Genomic DNA, 16,930 nt, shown 5'->3' with positions numbered 1-16,930 from the left:
CCCGCTCAGCCGGTGATAGTCACCACGCAGCGCAGCCCTTCGGGGCGGTAGTCGAACTCGACCTGTCCCGCGCCGCCGAGCACGATCGACATCATGCGGGTGCCGAAGCCGGGCTGTATATCCGGCTCGACCGGAGGACCGCCGCTTTCTTCCCAGACCAGCTGCATCCCGCCAGCGGTTTTCTCGATATCCATCGCCACGCGTCCTGCCGGGCTGGCGAGCGCGCCATGGGCGATGGCATTGGTCAGGAGCTCGTGCACCACCAGCGTGAAGCCCTCGGCGACATTCCCCTCCAGTCTGGGTCTGCCGCTCACTTTCACCGTCACCCTGTCCGCGACATCCTCGAACGCCGCAAGTTCGCCTTCGATGATCGTTCGCGGGCTGAACAGCTGGTCGGCATTCTCCACCAGCAGGTCATGCGTGCGCGACAAGGCGGCGACGCGCCCCTCCAGCGCCCTGCCAAACCGGCCGACATCGCTTGCCTTGCGTGACGACATCGAAATCATCGCGCGGATCGTGGCGAGCATGTTGCGGACGCGGTGGTTGAGTTCCGCGGTAAGGGTTTCGAGCCGCGTCTCGTTGCGCTTGGTATCGGTGATATCGATCACATGGCCAATGATCTTGGTCGGCGCGCCATCGACTATCAGCGGCCGCCCCGCGCCGCTGATCCAGCGTTCTTCGCCGTCGGCCTGGGTGATGCGGCACTGGAAAACCCAGTCCTCGCCGCGTTCCAGCGCTTGCTTCTGGCGATCATCGACCTCCCCCCGATCCGCAGGGATCACATGGTCGAGGAATTGCTCATAGGTCCATTGCGGGAGTAATTCATCGTAACCGAATATCTCGTCATGCCGGAAATTGCGCCATGCGGTGCCGGTTTCCAGATCGAGCTCCCAAATGCCGATCTGGCCGGCCGCAAGGACCAGCCTCAGGTGATCGAGCGACGATTCGGCAAGGTGCTCAAGCTCGGGCATGCGACCAATCTATCCACGTTGCGGGCGGCGCCCAAATATTTTTCGCAAAGCGCCATGCGGCGCGGGGAAGATCACCCCTGCCCCTTGGTCTTGGTCTTCCCGTCCCTCGCGCGCTTCTCGATGAATTCGATGATCATCCCGGCGATATCCTTGCCGGTCGCATTCTCGATCCCTTCGAGCCCAGGCGAGGAATTGACTTCCATGATCACCGGGCCGTGATTGGACCGCAGCATGTCGACGCCGCAGACATTGAGACCCATACGCCCCGCCGCACGGACGGCGGTGCTGCGTTCCTCGGGAGTGATCTTGATCAGCTGCGCGCTGCCACCACGGTGCAAATTGCTGCGGAAATCGTCGGGCGCGCCGGTGCGCTTCATCGCCGCGACCACCTTGCCCCCGACCACCAGCGCGCGGATATCGGTGCCGCCCGCTTCCTTGATGAATTCCTGCACCAATATGTTGACGTTGGCACCGCGGAAGGCCTCGATCACCGACTTGGCGCTGCTCATGGTTTCGGCCAGCACCACCCCGATGCCCTGCGTGCCTTCGAGCAGCTTGATCACCACCGGCGGCCCCTTTACCGCACGGATGATCTCTTCGGCGGCCTTGGGATCGTTGGCATAGGCGGTCAGCGGCAGGCCCAGCCCGTGCTTGGCGAGGATCTGCATGCTGCGCAGCTTGTCGCGGCTGCGCCCGATCGCCACGCTTTCGTTGAGCGGCCAGCAGCCGCGCATCTCGAACTGGCGCAGGATCGCGAGGCCGTAATTGGTGATCGACGCCCCGATCCGCGGGATCACCGCATCGTAGCCGATGCAGGGCTCGCCATTGTAGAACACTTCGGGCTTGTGGCTGGCGATATGCACCGTGCAGCGCGTCGTGTTAAGAATATCGAACTGGTGCCCGCGTTCCTCCGCCGCCTGTTGCAGGCGCTGGTGCGAATAGAGATTGGCGTTCCGCGCCAGCATGGCGATCTTCATCGTAGGCTCCTCAGGGCTTGTGCCCCTTCGTCGTTTTGCGCTCGGGCGTCTGCAACCAGGAATAGCCGCTGTCGACTACAAAACGCCGGCGCAGCGACGAACGGCCGATCAGCATCGGGAATTTCATATCCCGGCGGTCGGCGAGGCTGATTTCGGCGCGGAATTCCAGGTCCCCGATCCGCATGGGCGTCTTGATGACATAGCGCCGCTGCGTCTCGCCATTGGAGCTGGTGATGCCGCGGATATCGACATGCACCGCCTCGCACACCTGGCGCACGTGCTGCTGGTCGAAATCGACGGCGAAGCGGACGAATTTCTCGCCGTCGCGTTCGAATTCCTCCAGCACCGTGCCATGCAGCGAGGACGTGCGCGCGCCGGTATCGATCTTGGCCGGCATGGCATGCAGCCCCAATTCGGGCAGGTGGACCAGCTCGCGCCAGCCGACGACGGGCAATGCGTTGCGTTTCGCGCTCATTCGACGATCGCGATCCCGTCACCGCCGCCTTCGCCCGGCAGCCGGCGCAGCACTGTGCCGCTGGCGAAATCGACCTCGGCGATCGTGTTCGCGGTGGTTTCGGCGACGTATATCCGCTCACCATCGGGCGAGAACAGGATCGTCACCTGCGTGCGCGCCTCCGCCTCGGCCGGGCTCGACACGGCGATACTGCGCACGACTTCACCGCTGGCGGTATCGATCACGCTCAGCCCGCCATCGGCGAGATCGGAGGTGACCGCGTAATCGCCCTGCGGACGCAGGATGATGCGCAAGGGAAAGGCGCCCGTTTCGACCCGCTGGCGGATCGCGAGCGTCTGCGGGTCGAGCGCGAAGGCCGCGTTGGAGCCGCGCGCGGACACCCACAGCGTGTCACCGTCCGGAGACAGCCAGATGCCTTCGGGTTCCTCGCCAATCTCGACCGAACGCGGTGCGCGCCGGGTCTTGAGGTCGATCAGGCTGACCGTGCGCGACCCCAGATTGGTGGTCCAGGCGTGCAAGGCATCGGGCGCGATGGCGAGCATATGCGTGCCTTGCTGGCTCGAGGCATATTCGAAGGTTTGCGCTGCGCCCAGCGGGTCGCGAATCCAGACAATCGACTGCCGGCCCTCGGCGGTGGCGTAGAGGTCGCCATTGGCGTGCCATACGATCCCGTGCGGGCGCGCATTCTCGCCCAGATCGATGCTCGTGACGCGTTCGAGATCCGCAGTGCGGAAAATATCGACCGTCTGCCCGCCGTAACAGGCAAGCGCGACATGCGCTCCGCCGGGGGCGGTCGCCAGTTCATGCGGGTTGGCACAGCTGGCGACCGAAGCGACCACCGCGCCGCTCTCCAGATCGACCTTCGACAGCGTATTGCCGAACTTGCCCGCCACGAACAGCGCGCCATCGACATCCGCAGCGGTGGGAAGCGAGGGAGCATCCCCGCCCCCCGCGACGGGCGCACAGGCGACCGCCAGCGGGAGCGCGAGGAACGAGGCGAAGCGGCTTACCACCCTTCGGTCTTGCCCGCATTCTGCTCGTCAAGCCACGCCTTGAGCGGCGCGAAATATTCGACCATCGCGGCACCGCTCATCTGGCGCTCGCCAGTAAAGGCTTCGAGCGCATCGGGCCACGGCTTGCTGGCGCCCATTTCGAGCATTGCATCGAGGTTCTTGCCGACCTCTTCATTGCCGTAGAACGAACAGCGGTGCAGCGGCCCGTCCCAGCCCGCCTGGTCGCAGGCCGCCTTGTAGAACTGGAACTGCAGGATCCGGGCGAGGAAGTAGCGCGTGTAAGGCACATTGCCCGGGATGTGGTATTTGGCGCCCGCATCGAACCCGCTTTCGTCGCGCGCGACCGGCGGCGTGATGCCCTGGTATTCCAGACGCAGCGCATTCCAGCCGGTGTTGAGCTGGTCGGCGGGGATCGACCCGTCGAACAGGCCCCAGCGATAGCGGTCGACCATCAGGCCGAAGGGCAGGAAGGCGACCTTGTCCATCGCCTGGCGCAGCAGCAGGCCGATGTCCTTGTCGGCGCTGGGCACGTCGGCCTCATCGAGCATGTCGATCTGGACGAGATATTCGGGCGTGATCGACAGCGCGATCATGTCGCCGATCGCCTCGTGGAAGCCGTCGTTGGCGCCGTTGAGGTGCAGGTAGTCTTGCTGGTTGTAGGCGCGCTGGTAGTAATTGTGGCCGAGCTCGTGATGGATGGTGACGAAATCGTCGGCATTCTTCTTGATGCACATCTTGATGCGCAGATCGTCGATATTGTCGACGTCCCAGGCGCTGGCATGGCAGACGACATCGCGGTCCTCCGGCTTCACGAACTGGCTGCGTTCCCAGAAGGTGCCCGGCAGCGGGTCGAAGCCGAGCGAGGAGAAGAACTGCTCGCCCGTGCGCACCATCTGGATTTCGTCGAGGCCCTTGGCGGTAATCAGGTCGGTGAGGTCGTACCCGATGTCGCCCGCCCCTTCGGGCGCGACCAGCGGGTAGATATTGCCCCATTCCTGCGCCCACATATTGCCGAGCAGATCGGCGCGGATCGCGCCGGTGGCCGGCTGCACATCGTCGCCGTATTTCTCGTTGAGCTTGCTGCGGACATAGGTGTGCAGCGCCATGTAGAGCGGCTTCACTTCCTGCCACATCCGCTCGGTCTCGCCGGCGAACTGGTCGGGGTCCATGTCGTAGTTCGAACGCCACATCGCGCCCAGATCGGCAAAGCCGAGTTCCTTCGAGCCTTCGTTGGCGATGGCGATCATGCGCTGGTAATCGCCGCGCATGGGTGCACCGACATTGTCGTGCCAGCTGGTCCACATTTCGGCGAGTTCGGCAGGCGTGCGCTCGAGATTGCCCATCTCGGCTTCGATATCGCTGCCGTTGATTTCCTCGCCATTGAGCGTGCCCGTGCCCTGGCCATAGGCCGCGCCGAGCTTGGTCGCGATTTCGTTGAGTTCGGTTGCCGCGCCGTCGCGGACTGGCGCGGGCATGACGATGCCGTTGCGCAGGATATCGAGCTTGCGGGCGACTTCGGGATCGAGCCCCGCAACGCGCGCATATTGTGCCGCTTCATTGGCGTAGGTCACCGATTTCTCGGTCGCCTGCGCGCCGTATTTCGCTGCCAGCTGGTTGCTGTCATGGACGATATAGGTGTTGTTGAGCCACAGCACCCGGCCGTATTCGACCGAGAAATCGAACATGTCCTGCTCGACCATCGCGACCCAGTCGGCGGCGCCCTGCGGCGTCATCGGATAGGCGGATACGGCCGCTTCGGATGTCTCCGCATGATGATCGGCCATGGCCGGGGCGGCGAGCGAGACGGCAAGCGCGGAGAGCGCGACGGATGCGAATTTCATGCGGGTCCTCTCAGGATCGGAATGATGTGGATTCACGTGCTACCGGATTGCACCTGCCGCGCAGCTTAATCAAGCGGTTGGCGCAAACCGGCGGATGATCCATGCCGCGATTACGCCAAGGAAGGTCACGATCCAGGCGGCGACCTTGACCGGACGCGCGGTGGCAGCAATGCCCGCCAACTGGTCCGACCCCTCATCGCGCAGCAATTGCGCCAATTGCAGCAGCGTTTCGGTATAGTCGGTCAGCACGAATACCACCGCCGCTGCGGCCACGACCGCCCCGGTGATCCGGACGACGCCGCCCATCGCCACGAAGCTGCGCCCGGCGAGCCAGCTACCCCAGCCATAGATGGCGATGAACACCAGATCGCCGATCATGGCGAAGATCGCCAGTGGCCGCACGCCGCCCGCGTGCCATTGCGCATGGATTTCATCGACCCGCGCGGCCGTCGCGGCCGCCTGGTGTTCGGCAATACCGAGCGTCACGTCTGCAGGAGCGGTCACCGCGAGACTGAGCGCGACCACCACGGCAAAGGCCACGAGGCCCCACATCCACCAACCCAATTCGGGGCGCGTGCTGCTCATGTCTTGTCTCCCAGCCAGTCGGCGATCGCCTGCCCGAGGTCGGGCTTGGTCACACTGCTCATATGCGTCCCGGGTACTTCGGCGAAATCGGCATCGGGCAACAGTCTCGCCAGATCGGCGGCCGAGCCATTGTCGCGGTCCTCGTCACCGCAGACCACCAGCGTTGGCATGGTGATATTGTCGAGCAAGGCGAGATCGAGATCGGGCATGGTGTCAAGCAGCAGCCGCGCCGCGACCCGGTCGACCCCCTGCGATTTGAGGAACTGCATCGAGAAATAGTCGGGATCGCCCTTGGGAATGGCATCAAACTCGTCGATCACGCGGCGGAACTTGGCCGCGCGGCGCTGCCATTCGCCCAGCCCTGCGGTCCCCATCCCGCCGATCACCAGATGCGCAGGCGTCAGCACGCCGTGCGCCGCGCCGTGCAGCGATGTGCGCGCGCCGAGCGAGAAGCCGCCGAGGTCGTAATCGTCGAGCCCGAGATGATCGACGAGCGCAGCCACGTCGCGCACCAGCACATTGCTCGGATAGCTGTCGGGATCATGCGGCGCGGCGCTGTCGCCATGCACGCGGAAATCGAGCATGAGCACCTCGAACCCCTGCGCCGCGATCGCCTCGTGGTGCCCCCATTTGATCCAGTTCATCTGCGCGCTGGAAAACAGGCCGTGCAGGAGGACGAGCGGCCGCCCTGCCCCATGCCGATGCAGCGCCAGCCGCGTGCCGTCGAAACTGTCGAAAAACTCGGTGGTCATCGCTTCGCCAGCCCCTGCTGTTCCATCCGCCAGCGCGCCATTTCGATACGGTCCTGGCCGAAGAACGGTTCGCCCTCGAATACCAGCGTCGGAACGCCCCAGTGACCCGAGGCCTCGAGCGCGTCCTGGTTGGCGGCGATTTCGGCGTCGAGCGTGTCTTCCTCGGCAGCGACTTCGCGATCGATCTCCGCCGCGTCGAGCCCGGCGCGTTCGAGCGCGGCGGCGAGATGGTCGCCCTCGTGCCAGTTTTCCTGCCCGCCCCAGATCAACTGGCCTGCCTCATGCGCGAAGACGAGGCCCTTGCCTCTTCGTGCCGCAGCCTGACCCATCCGCGTGACGCGGCGGATATAGGGCTGCTCGGCGGCAATTTTGCGCGTCGCCGCATCCTGCACGATCGGATCGGGACGCGGCGGTCCGAAGGCAATGCCGTGGAACTGCGCCACGCGCATCATGTCGCGCAGCGTATAGGCCAGCCAATTGGGATGGTTGCGCTCGAAAAAACCGGGTTCGCGGATCGCCAGCGGCCAGACGGGGCGCAGCGCGATGGCGAGATCGTGTTCCTCGGCCATGGCGCGGTACCGGCCGACCGAAAGATAGCTGTAGGGCGAACGGAAGCTGAAATAGAGCTCTGCGGTCAGGGTCATGCAGAGACTTATACATCTCCGTCGTCCCAGCGGAAGCTGGGACCGCTATCAGCGTTGCGGTGGATCGAGAGCGATCCCGGCATGCGCCGGGAGGACGGTCAGCGGAAGAAGCAGCTTATCCCCGCCTGCAGCGCGGTCACCGTCTCGCCATCCTCGGCAAAGCCGGTGATCGTGCCATAATCCGCGGTGGTATACTGGAATTCGCCCGGCAGCGTGGTGTCGAGTTCGCGGACCTGTCGTTCGCGCTTGAGATCCGCGAAGGTGGTCTCACCCGGACGCACGCCGTCCGACGTGGCCATGCCCTCGCCCTCGCGCAGGAACCAGCCGGCAAAGCTGCCGTCCATATAGGCGATCTGGAGCGGACCGAACTGGCTGAACTCCATCGGTCCGGCCCCGCATTCCTCATTGCTCGAGGTTCCGGGCGCGGCGCCGAAGGCGGTCTCGATCGCCTGGTCGACCTCGGCACGCGGCGCACCAAAGCGCAGCGGTTGCGCGTCTTTCGCGCCAAGGCCATTGGCATCGACGACGATCAAGACGTCGCTCAGATCGACGCTCGCAGCAGACGACGCGGTCTCGACCGGCTCGGGCGCGGGTTCGGACTGGCCGCAGGCGGCGAGCGCCAGCGGCAGCGCAAGCAGGAGCGCGCGGCGGATCATCCCTTCTTGAGGCATTCGCGGCCCAGCAATTCGGCGATCTGCACTGCGTTGAGCGCCGCGCCCTTGCGCAGATTGTCCGATACGCACCACAGGTTGAGTCCGTTTTCGACTGTCGGATCCTCGCGCACGCGGCTGATATAGGTCGCGCTGTCGCCCGCGGCTTCGACCGCGGTGATGTAGCCGCCGTCCTCGCGCTTATCGACCAGCATGCAGCCCGGCGCCTCGCGCAGGATGTCCTGCGCCTCGACAGCGGAAATCTCGTTCTCGAACTCGATGCTGACCGCTTCGGAATGCCCGACGAAGACCGGCACGCGCACGCAGGTCGCGGTGAGCTTGATCTTCGGGTCGAGGATCTTCTTGATCTCGACCACCATCTTCCATTCTTCCTTGGTCGACCCATCGTCGAGGAAGACATCGATATGCGGGATCACGTTGAAGGCGATCTGCTTGGTAAACGTCACCGGCTCGACCTGGTCGCCGACGAAGATCGCGCGGCTCTGCTGGAACAATTCGTCCATCCCCGCCTTCCCCGCGCCCGAAACCGACTGGTAGGTCGAGACGACGACGCGCTTGATCGTGGCGGCATCGTGCAGCGGCTTGAGCGCCACGACGAGCTGCGCGGTCGAGCAGTTCGGATTGGCGATGATATTGCGCTTGGCATAATCGTGGATCGCCTCGGGGTTCACCTCGGGCACGATCAGCGGCACGTCGGGGTCCATGCGGTAGAGCGAGCTGTTGTCGATCACCACGCAGCCCGCGGCGGCCGCCTTGGGGGCGAATTCCTTGGCCGGACCGCTGCCCGCAGCGAACAGCGCGATGTCCCAGCCGGCCCAGTCAAAATGCTCGATATTCTTGCATTTGAGCATCTTGCCCGTGTCGCCGAATTCGACCTCGGTGCCATGCGAACGCGAACTGGCGACAGCCGCCACCTCGTCGCAGGGGAACCCGCGCTCGGCGAGGACCTGCATGATTTCACGCCCGACATTCCCGGTCGCGCCGACCACGGCAACACGATAACCCAAATTACGTCTCCAGTATCTCTAGGCCGCCGAGATAGCGATTAGCTACGCACCCGCAAGCGCACATTCGATTGCACGGGCTAAAGCGTCATTCGGGCGGGGTCACGCCGTGGCTTTCGAGAAAACGGAACACGGTGTTGTAGCGGTGCGGCGAAATCCGCTCGCCCGACACGCGGTGGGTGTATCCGGGATAGAGCATCATCTCGAACGGCACATTGGCTTCCTGCATCGCGGAGATGATCTCGGTCGCATTTTCGAACACGACATTGTCATCGGCCATGCCATGGATGATCAGCAGCGGATCGGTGATCTTGGCCGCGTCGGGGATCGCGCTTGTCGCGGCATAGGCAGCCCCGTCGGCTTGCGGCGTGCCCATGTAGCGCTCGGTATAATGCGTATCGTAAAGCTCCCAGCGCGTCACCGGCGCGCCGCTGATGCCCGCTGCATAATACCCCGGATCGGCCTGCAACTGCTTGAGCGTCATATAGCCGCCATAGGACCAGCCATCGATTGCGATCTTGGCCGGATCGACGAAGTCGAGCGTCTTGAGATACTCCGCCCCCGCCTTCTGGTCGCGCACCTCGACCCCGCCCATCGCGCGGAAGATCGGCTGTTCGAAAGCGACACCGCGATTGGCCGACCCGCGATTGTCGAGCGCGAACCAGATATAGCCCCGGTCGACGATGGCCTGCTGCAGGGCGCCGTTCCAGCCCTTGGTGACGATCTGCGGCCCCGGTCCGCCATAATGATAGAAATACACCGGGTAGCGCTTGCCCGGCTCCAGTTCGGGCGTGACCATTTCCCAATAGAGCGGCGTGCCGTCTTCTGCCGGAAGCGTGCCATATTGCACTGGGCGATGGCTGGCGAGGAAAGGCGCATAGGGATGCGCGCCGTCGAGCGCGTTTTCCTCGATCCAGGCGAGGCGCTGGCCCTGCTGGTCGGCGATATAGCTTTGCGGCGGCGTGTCGTCGTTCGAACGGCTGACGACCAGCGTTTGCGCCTTGCCGTCCATGCTCGCCAAATTGGCATAGGCGGGATCGGTCAGCCGCGTGATTTGCGACGGATCGGCGAGATCGAAGGCATAGACCTGCTGCGCGAGGACATCGTCCTTCGTGCCCTGGAAAAACACCCGTCCGGCTTCCTGGTCGATCCCGACCAGCTTGGTCACGACCCATTCGCCCCGGGTCAGCTGTGTCCATGCGCCATCGGCATAGCGATAGAGATGGCCATAGCCGTCGCGTTCGGACCACCAGATCAGGCTGCCGTCATCGAGCCATTTGTAATCGTCCGACAGATTGATCCAGTAATCGTCCACCGCGGCGCGCTCGGTGAACAGCACTTCGCTTGTCCCCGTCGCCGGATCGACCTTCAGCATATCAAGCACGGTCTGCGCGCGGTTCTGGCGCTGGACATAGAGCGCGCTGCCATCGGGCGCCCAGTCGACCCGGGCGAGATAGATGTCGGTGTCCTCTCCCAGATCGACCTGCACGCGGTTCTGGCCATCAGGGTCCATGACATAAAGCGCGACTTCGGCATTGGCGCTGCCCGCAAGCGGGTAGCGCTGGTCGAACACCTTGGTGCCGGTGGCGCCGATCGCCGCGCGCGTCACCACGCCGACCATGCTCTCGTCGAACCGCTCGACCGCGATGCGGCGGTCGTCGGGACCCCACCAATAGCCGGTCATCCGGCCCATTTCCTCCTGCGCGACGAACTCGGCTTCGCCCCAACGGATCGCCTCGCCTTCCTGCGGGGTCACCGGCCGGGCTTCGCCGCCCACTTCGCCGACCCACAGCCGACGGTCGCGGACGAAGGAGACATGGGTGCCCGTGCTGCTCAGCGCGGGATTGAGCTCGCTTTCCTCGGTATCGGTCAACCGCACGACCTCGCCGCTCAGCCGCGCGAGGTAGAGATCGCCGTCGAGTGGGACCAGCACGCCCGCGGCGTCCTCGGTCCATTGATAGTCGATAATGCCCGCAAGGTTGCCGACGCGCGCACGTTCGCGCTGCATCTTCTCATCTTCGGACAACTCACGCCCCGTTCCCAGCGCCTCGCTATCGACCAGCATCGCCCATGCCGCGCTCTCACGGTCATAGGCCCACAAATCGTAGCGCTGGCGATCCTCCTCGCGGTTGCGCAGCAACGTGAGATAGCGACCATCGGGCGACAGCTTGACCTTGCGCGGGCTCGGCCCGTCGAGGTCGGGCGACGCGAAGACGCGTTCGAAACTCAGCTCCATCGGCGCGGTCTCCGTGGTTTGCGGGGTGGTCTGGGCGGCAAGCGGCGCAGCGAGGCAAGTGCCCAGCGCCAGCGCGGCGGCGAATTTCAACGGCCTCATCATCTCTCCGGTGGGTGCAGGCAGGGACACATCGACTGCGGCTCCTCGCAACGACCGGGTGCGAAAGCAAGCGCGTGCCGCGCAAACACACCTAATTTCAGCTTAAGCGCGAGCGTTGAAATTCGGCTAAGACCTCGAAGCGACAATGGTCAGGACCCCGGGCGGCCCATTCCGGTTCACCGGCCCCGCGGGGTCAAACACAGGCGGCCGCTTGCGGCGTCCGTGACACTTCCCACGAAAAAGGGCGGCTTCCCCAACGGGAGGCCGCCCTCGATCTTCTCGCGAAGAGAAACGATTTGGTGTTTCTTACGCCTTGGGCGCGTTGTCGCGGCGCTCGGCGATACGAGCGCGCTTGCCGGTGCGGCCGCGCAGGTAATAGAGCTTGGCGCGACGCACGATGCCGCGGCGGACCACGGTGAGGCTGTCGACGATCGGCGAGTAGAGCGGGAACACGCGTTCCACGCCTTCGCCGAAGCTCATCTTACGGACGGTGAAGTTGCTGCCCATGCCCCGGTTCGAGCGGGCAATGACAACGCCTTCGAAATTCTGGACACGCTCGCGAGTGCCTTCGACAACCTTCACGCCGACGCGAACGGTGTCGCCCGCACGGAATTCGGGAATGTCCTTGCCGAGGTTTTCAATCGCTTCGGCTTCGAGCTGCTGGATCAGGTTCATGCCTGGTCTTCCTGGTTTTTTCGCCGCGCGCCAGAGGCAGGTCGGTCCCGAGCGTCACAGTAACGCTCCCAAAGGTCCGGCCTGCGTAACCGAGTATCGTCTTCGCTCCTTGCCTTGCGCCAAGCAGCGATTTTCGCATGATCCCCCGATCGCAGCACTTCAGGGATCGTGCGCCCTTCCCATTGTTGAGGTCGGGTATATTGCGGATACTCGATGAGCCCGTTTTCGTAGGACTCCTCGACTCCGCTATCGGGCGCGCCCATTACTCCGGGAAGCAGGCGAATGCAAGCGTCGAGAATGGCCAGCGCGGCGGTCTCGCCGCCCGACAGGACGATATCGGCGAGGCTGATCTGCTCGATCTGCGGATAGGCCTCGAAAATGCGCTCGTCGAAGCCTTCGAAACGCCCGCACACAATGGCCACGCCGGGCCCCTGCGCGATGGCGCGGATGCGCGCCTGCGATATCGGCTTGCCGCGCGGCGTCATGGCGAGGATCGGGATGGCCTCCCCCATCGGGGGAGGGGGACCATCCGCAGGATGGTGGAGGGGCACGGTCGAATATTCGGCACGGTCATGATCAACCGGAGGCGCCCCTCCCCCGTCTGCGACGGTCCCCCTCCCCGTTCCGGGGAGGATGCTTGCCAGCGCCGCGCCGAGCACATCGGGCTTGAGCACCATCCCCGCGCCGCCGCCCGCAGGCGTATCGTCGACGGTGCGGTGCTTGTCCGTGGCGAAATCACGGATCTGCACGGTTTCGCACGACCAGTCGCCGCGCTCGAGCGCACGGCCTGCCAGCGAGACCCCGAGGGGCCCCGGAAACATCTCGGGATAGAGCGTCAGGATGGTGGCGGCGAAACCCATGGCGCGCGCCCTAGCGGCCAATCGCGACCAGCACCATAGCGCGAACTGCGATCAGCGGATCGGCAGGCGCTGATCCGCGGGTTTGGCGCGCACGCGCGGGGCTGTCGGCACAACTTTACCGACCATGGTCGATGTTACCACGCCAAGCACCACCAGTCCTCCGGCGCCGAGCAGGTCCATGCCCTGCAGGGTGACGCTATCGGCTTCTGCCAGTCGCGCGCCCAGCACAGCGGCCAGCGGCGCGCCGCCCGCGAAGAGATGGCGCAGGCGCGGTCCGATCGAAGGCGAAACCTTGGCGACGACCGCGCTGAGCCCCGCTGCCATCGCAGCATAGGACCCGGCGAGAAATACAACATTGTCGATCATTGGTCTGCAGCCCTCCGTTTGGTGGGGCAACGTTGTGGCATGACCGTCGCCCGGTGCAAAGCGCGGGCCGGTCGGGCAGCCATTATCCCTCTGCGAACGGCACACTTCGGGGCTTGGTGCGTAGGTGGGCCATGGATGTCGACGATTGCATCATCGTGGGTGCGGGGCCCGCCGGGCTGACCGCCGCGATCTATCTCGCGCGCTACCACCTCTCGATCCGCATGTTCGACTGCGGGACCAGCCGCGCGAGCTGGATCCCGACCAGCCACAACCATGCAGGCTTTCCCGAGGGCATCAACGGCAATGACCTGCTCGAGAGGATGCGCGACCAGGCCGCCCGATATGGCGCATTGCGCGAGCCGAAGCGGGTCACCGACCTCAAGCGCGAAGACTGCCACTTCGTGGTGTGCTGCGAGGAGGAGGAATTTCGCGCGCGCACCGTCCTGCTCGCCACCGGCGTGGTCAACAACCGGCCCGAGGGAATCGACGAGCAGTTCCACGCCGAAGCGATGCAGCGCGGGCTGATCCGCTATTGCCCGGTGTGCGACGGCTATGAAGTCACCGACCAGCGCGTCGCGGTGATCGGCACCGGCGACCATGGCACGGCGGAGGCGCAGTTCATCCGCACCTATACCAGCGATCTGACGCTGGTTTCGCCGGATGGCGACCACGATCTATCGCCGCAGTGTTCGCGCGCGCTCGAGGAGGCGGGGATCGCGCGGATTGCCGGCCCCTGCGGCGGCTATGCGATCGAGAACGGGCGGATTGCCTTCGACACCGCCGAAGGGCGCAAGACCTTTGACACGGTCTATCCCGCGCTTGGCTCGGTGGTTCGCTCAGGGCTGGCGGTGAGATGCGGCGCGGAAGTAACCGAAGGCGACTGCATCATCGTCGACGACCACCTCGAAACCAGCGTGCCGGGGCTGTTCGCTGCAGGGGACGTGGTGCTCGGGCTCGACCAGATCAGCCATGCGATGGGCCAGGCGGGTGTCGCAGCGACCACGATCCGCAACCACCTCGCGGCGGAGCGACCGCTCAGGCGCTAGCCAAGCCAGTTTTTAGACGGCCGTTACCGCTCCCAGAAATCGTCGGCGATGGTCAGCGTGTCGGCGGTCCATCCCAGGACGGCCTGCTCGGTCAGCGGGACCATGAATTTCTTGCCGTCGGCCTGTTCGATCTCGACGATGTCGGTGGCGCCGTAATTCTCGACCGCGCAGACCTGTCCGACCGGCTCGCCCTGGTCGGTAACCACCGCAAGCCCGAGCAGGTCGGAGAAATAGAATTCGCCCTCTTCCAGCGCGGGCAACGCCTCGCGCGAGACGGACAGGGCGGTGCCCCGCAAGCGCTCCGCCGAGGTGCGATCCGCAACCTCGGTAAAGCGTGCAATGGCACCGCCCTTGTTGTCGCTGCGGATTTTCACGAGGGTCAGCGTGCCCCCGGTATCACCCGCATTGAAGCGCTTGTGTGGCTTGAGGGCATCCACCCCCTCGCCGAACAGCTTCAGCCGGACCTCGCCCGTCACCCCATGCGCACCGGTGACGGCGGCAAGCGTGACGGGTTTGTCCGACATGCAGCCGCTTACTCGGCCTTGGCTTCGGCGTCGTCTGCCGCAGCTTCCTCGGCGGGAGCGTCTGCGGCAGCGGCGTCTTCGGCGGGTGCTTCTTCAGCGGGGGCTTCTTCAGCAGGCGCTGCAGCAGCGGTCTTGGCTTCTTCCTCGGCAGCCTTGGCGGCTTCTTCGGCTTCGGCGACCTTGGCGGCCTTTTCTTCAGCGCGTTCCTTAGCGGCTTCGCCCGGCTCACCCTTCTTCGGGTTGTTGCGCTGTTCGCGCTCGAGGATGCCCGCGGCGTCGAAGAAACGGTGGACGCGGTCGCTCGGCGTGGCGCCAACGCTCAGCCAGTGGCGGGCGCGGTCTTCGTCGAGCTTGACGCGCTCGCCCGAATCCTTGGGCAGCATCGGGTTATAGGTGCCGATCTGCTCGAGATATTTGCCGTCACGCGCTGCGCGCGAATCGGCGACGACGATGCGGTAGTAGGGGCGCTTCTTGGCACCACCACGCGAAAGCCGGATTGCAACTGCCATTGTGTATTACCTTTCGAATGTAAACGTTTGAAACTTATTTCTTCTTGAGCAGGTTCTGGAGGTCGGAGGGAAGCGTGGAGGGATCCACGCCGGGGCCCTTGCCGCCGCCCATTCCGGGCAGGCCGCCAGCGCCGCTTCCCGGTCCGCCGAGGCCCGGCATCGCGGCACCCATGCCGCCTCCGCCGAACAGCGCGCCGAGGCCCTTCATACCGCCCATTTTCTTGATCTGCTTCATGGCGCGGCCCATCTCCTGGTGCATCTTGAGCACCTTGTTGACGGTCTGCACGTCGGTGCCCGAACCCGCCGCAACGCGCTTCTTGCGCTTGGCGTTGAGCAGCGCGGGCTTGGTGCGTTCCTTGGGCGTCATCGACCCGATGATCGCATCCATATGCAGCAGCACCCGGTCGTCCATGGTCGACGCCGCCATCGCCGCCTTGGCCTTCTTCATGCCCGGCAGCATTCCGGCGAGCATGCCCAGCCCGCCCATGTTCTGCATCTGCTTCAATTGCATGCGCAGGTCGTCGAGGTCGAACTGGCCCTGCGCCATCTTCTTGGCGAGCGCTTCGGCCTCGTCCTGCTTGATGCTCTCGGCGGCCTTTTCGACTAGGCTGACGACATCGCCCATGCCGAGAATGCGGCCCGCCACGCGCCGGGGATCGAACGCCTCGATCGCGTCGAGCTTTTCGCCCGTGCCGGCGAACTTGATCGGCTTGCCGGTGACATAACGCATCGACAGCGCCGCACCGCCGCGCGCATCGCCGTCCATGCGGGTCAGCACCACACCGGTCAGCGGCACTTCGCCGGTAAAGCTCTGCGCGACATTGACCGCGTCCTGGCCGGTCAGGCTGTCGACCACCAGCAGGACTTCGGTCGGCGTCGAGACACCCGCGATGGCCTTCATTTCGGCCATCAGCGCTTCATCGACATGCAGGCGGCCCGCGGTATCGAGCAGCAGCACGTCGGCAGCCTGCAGCTTGGCGCTTTCCATCGCGCGGCGCGCGATATCGACCGGCTGCTGGCCTTCGATGATCGGCAGCGTGGCGACCTCGACCTGCTCGCCGAGCACCTTGAGCTGCTCCTGCGCGGCCGGGCGGTTGACGTCGAGCGACGCCATCAGCGCCTTCTTGCCGTGCTTCTGGCGGATCAGCTTGCCGAGCTTGGCGGTGGTGGTGGTCTTGCCCGAACCCTGCAGGCCGACCATCATGATTACGACCGGCGGCTTGGCGGCGAAATTGAGCCCCTCGACCTCGGTCCCGCCGAGCATGTCGACCAGCTCGTCATCGACGATCTTGACGACCTGCTGGCCCGGAGTGACCGATTTGAGGACGTCCTGGCCGATCGCCTTTTCGGTGACCGCATCGATAAAGCGGCGCACGACGGGCAGCGCGACATCGGCTTCGAGCAGCGCGATGCGGATTTCGCGCATCGCCTCGCGCACGTCGCTTTCGCTCAGCGCGCCGCGCCCCTTCAGGCGGTCGAAGACATTACCGAGGCGGTCGGACAGATTGTCGAACATACCGGCCTAAACTCCTTTCGAACCCTACAGGGCCCGAATACGCGAAAAACGCCGACGGACGAAAACTCGTCGGTCAGCGTGGGGAAATCCCCGATAAAACCCAAACCTGTGCCCGGGTGAGGTGGAAGCAAGCCGTAACCGTCGCCACGGCCTGCTACCAGCGCAC

General features: G+C 64.9%; 18 protein-coding genes. 1 reads left to right on the top strand and 17 read right to left on the bottom strand.

What is annotated here, in order from left to right:
* Positions 1 to 5: 5 nt before the first annotated feature.
* From V6B15_RS04955 to V6B15_RS04890, 14 genes are all read right to left on the bottom strand, one after another.
* Positions 6 to 971, bottom strand: coding sequence for a sensor histidine kinase (locus tag V6B15_RS04955; RefSeq protein WP_334200252.1), 966 nt, complete (start codon positions 969 to 971; stop codon positions 6 to 8).
* 71 nt (positions 972 to 1,042) lie between these two features.
* Positions 1,043 to 1,948: a 30S ribosomal protein S6--L-glutamate ligase gene (gene rimK, locus V6B15_RS04950; protein WP_253515334.1), complete on the bottom strand. Its 906-nt coding sequence runs from the start codon at positions 1,946 to 1,948 to the stop codon at positions 1,043 to 1,045.
* A 10-nt stretch (positions 1,949 to 1,958) separates the two neighbouring features.
* Positions 1,959 to 2,423 carry an ATP-dependent zinc protease family protein gene (locus tag V6B15_RS04945; RefSeq protein ID WP_253515332.1) on the bottom strand — a complete coding sequence of 155 codons (465 nt, stop codon included), beginning with the start codon at positions 2,421 to 2,423 and terminating at the stop codon, positions 1,959 to 1,961.
* Positions 2,420 to 3,436 (bottom strand): YncE family protein, encoded by a 1,017-nt coding sequence (locus tag V6B15_RS04940; RefSeq protein WP_334200251.1) that lies wholly within the window; start codon positions 3,434 to 3,436, stop codon positions 2,420 to 2,422. The genes V6B15_RS04945 and V6B15_RS04940 overlap by 4 nt, the downstream gene beginning before the upstream one ends.
* Positions 3,430 to 5,277: a M2 family metallopeptidase gene (locus V6B15_RS04935; protein WP_334200250.1), complete on the bottom strand. Its 1,848-nt coding sequence runs from the start codon at positions 5,275 to 5,277 to the stop codon at positions 3,430 to 3,432. Before V6B15_RS04935 ends, V6B15_RS04940 begins: the two co-directional genes overlap by 7 nt.
* A gap of 69 nt (positions 5,278 to 5,346) precedes the next feature.
* A complete protein-coding gene (locus V6B15_RS04930) occupies positions 5,347 to 5,862 on the bottom strand; it encodes a hypothetical protein (protein WP_334200249.1) in 516 nt (171 codons plus the stop codon).
* The gene (locus tag V6B15_RS04925; protein ID WP_334200248.1) at positions 5,859 to 6,614 is read right to left on the bottom strand and encodes an alpha/beta fold hydrolase; all 756 of its coding nucleotides are present in this window, start codon (positions 6,612 to 6,614) and stop codon (positions 5,859 to 5,861) included. Before V6B15_RS04925 ends, V6B15_RS04930 begins: the two co-directional genes overlap by 4 nt.
* On the bottom strand, positions 6,611 to 7,258 hold the full coding sequence (locus tag V6B15_RS04920) for a 2-hydroxychromene-2-carboxylate isomerase (RefSeq protein ID WP_334200247.1): 648 nt from the start codon (positions 7,256 to 7,258) through the stop codon (positions 6,611 to 6,613). The genes V6B15_RS04925 and V6B15_RS04920 overlap by 4 nt, the downstream gene beginning before the upstream one ends.
* Positions 7,259 to 7,356: 98 nt before the next feature.
* Positions 7,357 to 7,914: a hypothetical protein gene (locus V6B15_RS04915; RefSeq protein ID WP_334200246.1), complete on the bottom strand. Its 558-nt coding sequence runs from the start codon at positions 7,912 to 7,914 to the stop codon at positions 7,357 to 7,359.
* The gene (locus V6B15_RS04910) at positions 7,911 to 8,936 is read right to left on the bottom strand and encodes an aspartate-semialdehyde dehydrogenase (protein WP_334200245.1); all 1,026 of its coding nucleotides are present in this window, start codon (positions 8,934 to 8,936) and stop codon (positions 7,911 to 7,913) included. The genes V6B15_RS04915 and V6B15_RS04910 overlap by 4 nt, the downstream gene beginning before the upstream one ends.
* A gap of 85 nt (positions 8,937 to 9,021) precedes the next feature.
* Entirely contained in the window at positions 9,022 to 11,268 is a 2,247-nt protein-coding gene (locus tag V6B15_RS04905) for a S9 family peptidase (RefSeq protein WP_334200244.1), read from the bottom strand.
* Between the two features lie 306 nt (positions 11,269 to 11,574).
* Positions 11,575 to 11,943, bottom strand: a complete 369-nt coding sequence (gene rplS, locus V6B15_RS04900) for a 50S ribosomal protein L19 (RefSeq protein WP_301298458.1) — start codon at positions 11,941 to 11,943, stop codon at positions 11,575 to 11,577.
* The gene (gene trmD, locus V6B15_RS04895; protein ID WP_334200243.1) at positions 11,940 to 12,803 is read right to left on the bottom strand and encodes a tRNA (guanosine(37)-N1)-methyltransferase TrmD; all 864 of its coding nucleotides are present in this window, start codon (positions 12,801 to 12,803) and stop codon (positions 11,940 to 11,942) included. The genes rplS and trmD overlap by 4 nt, the downstream gene beginning before the upstream one ends.
* A gap of 51 nt (positions 12,804 to 12,854) precedes the next feature.
* Entirely contained in the window at positions 12,855 to 13,169 is a 315-nt protein-coding gene (locus V6B15_RS04890) for a hypothetical protein (protein WP_334200242.1), read from the bottom strand.
* 131 nt (positions 13,170 to 13,300) lie between these two features.
* On the opposite strand from V6B15_RS04890, the gene V6B15_RS04885 reads away from it, so the two are divergent.
* Positions 13,301 to 14,215, top strand: coding sequence for an NAD(P)/FAD-dependent oxidoreductase (locus V6B15_RS04885; RefSeq protein ID WP_334200241.1), 915 nt, complete (start codon positions 13,301 to 13,303; stop codon positions 14,213 to 14,215).
* A 23-nt stretch (positions 14,216 to 14,238) separates the two neighbouring features.
* On the opposite strand, the gene rimM is transcribed toward V6B15_RS04885, so the two are convergent.
* Genes rimM through ffh form a run of 3 tightly spaced genes read right to left on the bottom strand, consistent with a single transcriptional unit; the run spans position 14,239 to position 16,764 of the window.
* Positions 14,239 to 14,739 carry a ribosome maturation factor RimM gene (gene rimM / locus V6B15_RS04880; RefSeq protein WP_334200240.1) on the bottom strand — a complete coding sequence of 167 codons (501 nt, stop codon included), beginning with the start codon at positions 14,737 to 14,739 and terminating at the stop codon, positions 14,239 to 14,241.
* A gap of 8 nt (positions 14,740 to 14,747) precedes the next feature.
* The gene (gene rpsP / locus V6B15_RS04875; RefSeq protein WP_334200239.1) at positions 14,748 to 15,248 is read right to left on the bottom strand and encodes a 30S ribosomal protein S16; all 501 of its coding nucleotides are present in this window, start codon (positions 15,246 to 15,248) and stop codon (positions 14,748 to 14,750) included.
* 34 nt (positions 15,249 to 15,282) lie between these two features.
* Positions 15,283 to 16,764, bottom strand: coding sequence for a signal recognition particle protein (gene ffh, locus V6B15_RS04870; RefSeq protein WP_334200238.1), 1,482 nt, complete (start codon positions 16,762 to 16,764; stop codon positions 15,283 to 15,285).
* Between the last annotated feature and the right edge of the window lie 166 nt (positions 16,765 to 16,930).

Origin of the sequence: Qipengyuania sp. Mu-71 (assembly GCF_036867055.1) — a bacterium.
Classification (GTDB): Bacteria; Pseudomonadota; Alphaproteobacteria; order Sphingomonadales; family Sphingomonadaceae; genus Qipengyuania; species Qipengyuania profunda.
The sequence above is the reverse complement of the archived record's forward strand: the minus strand, read 5'-3'. Positions and strand labels throughout refer to the sequence as shown.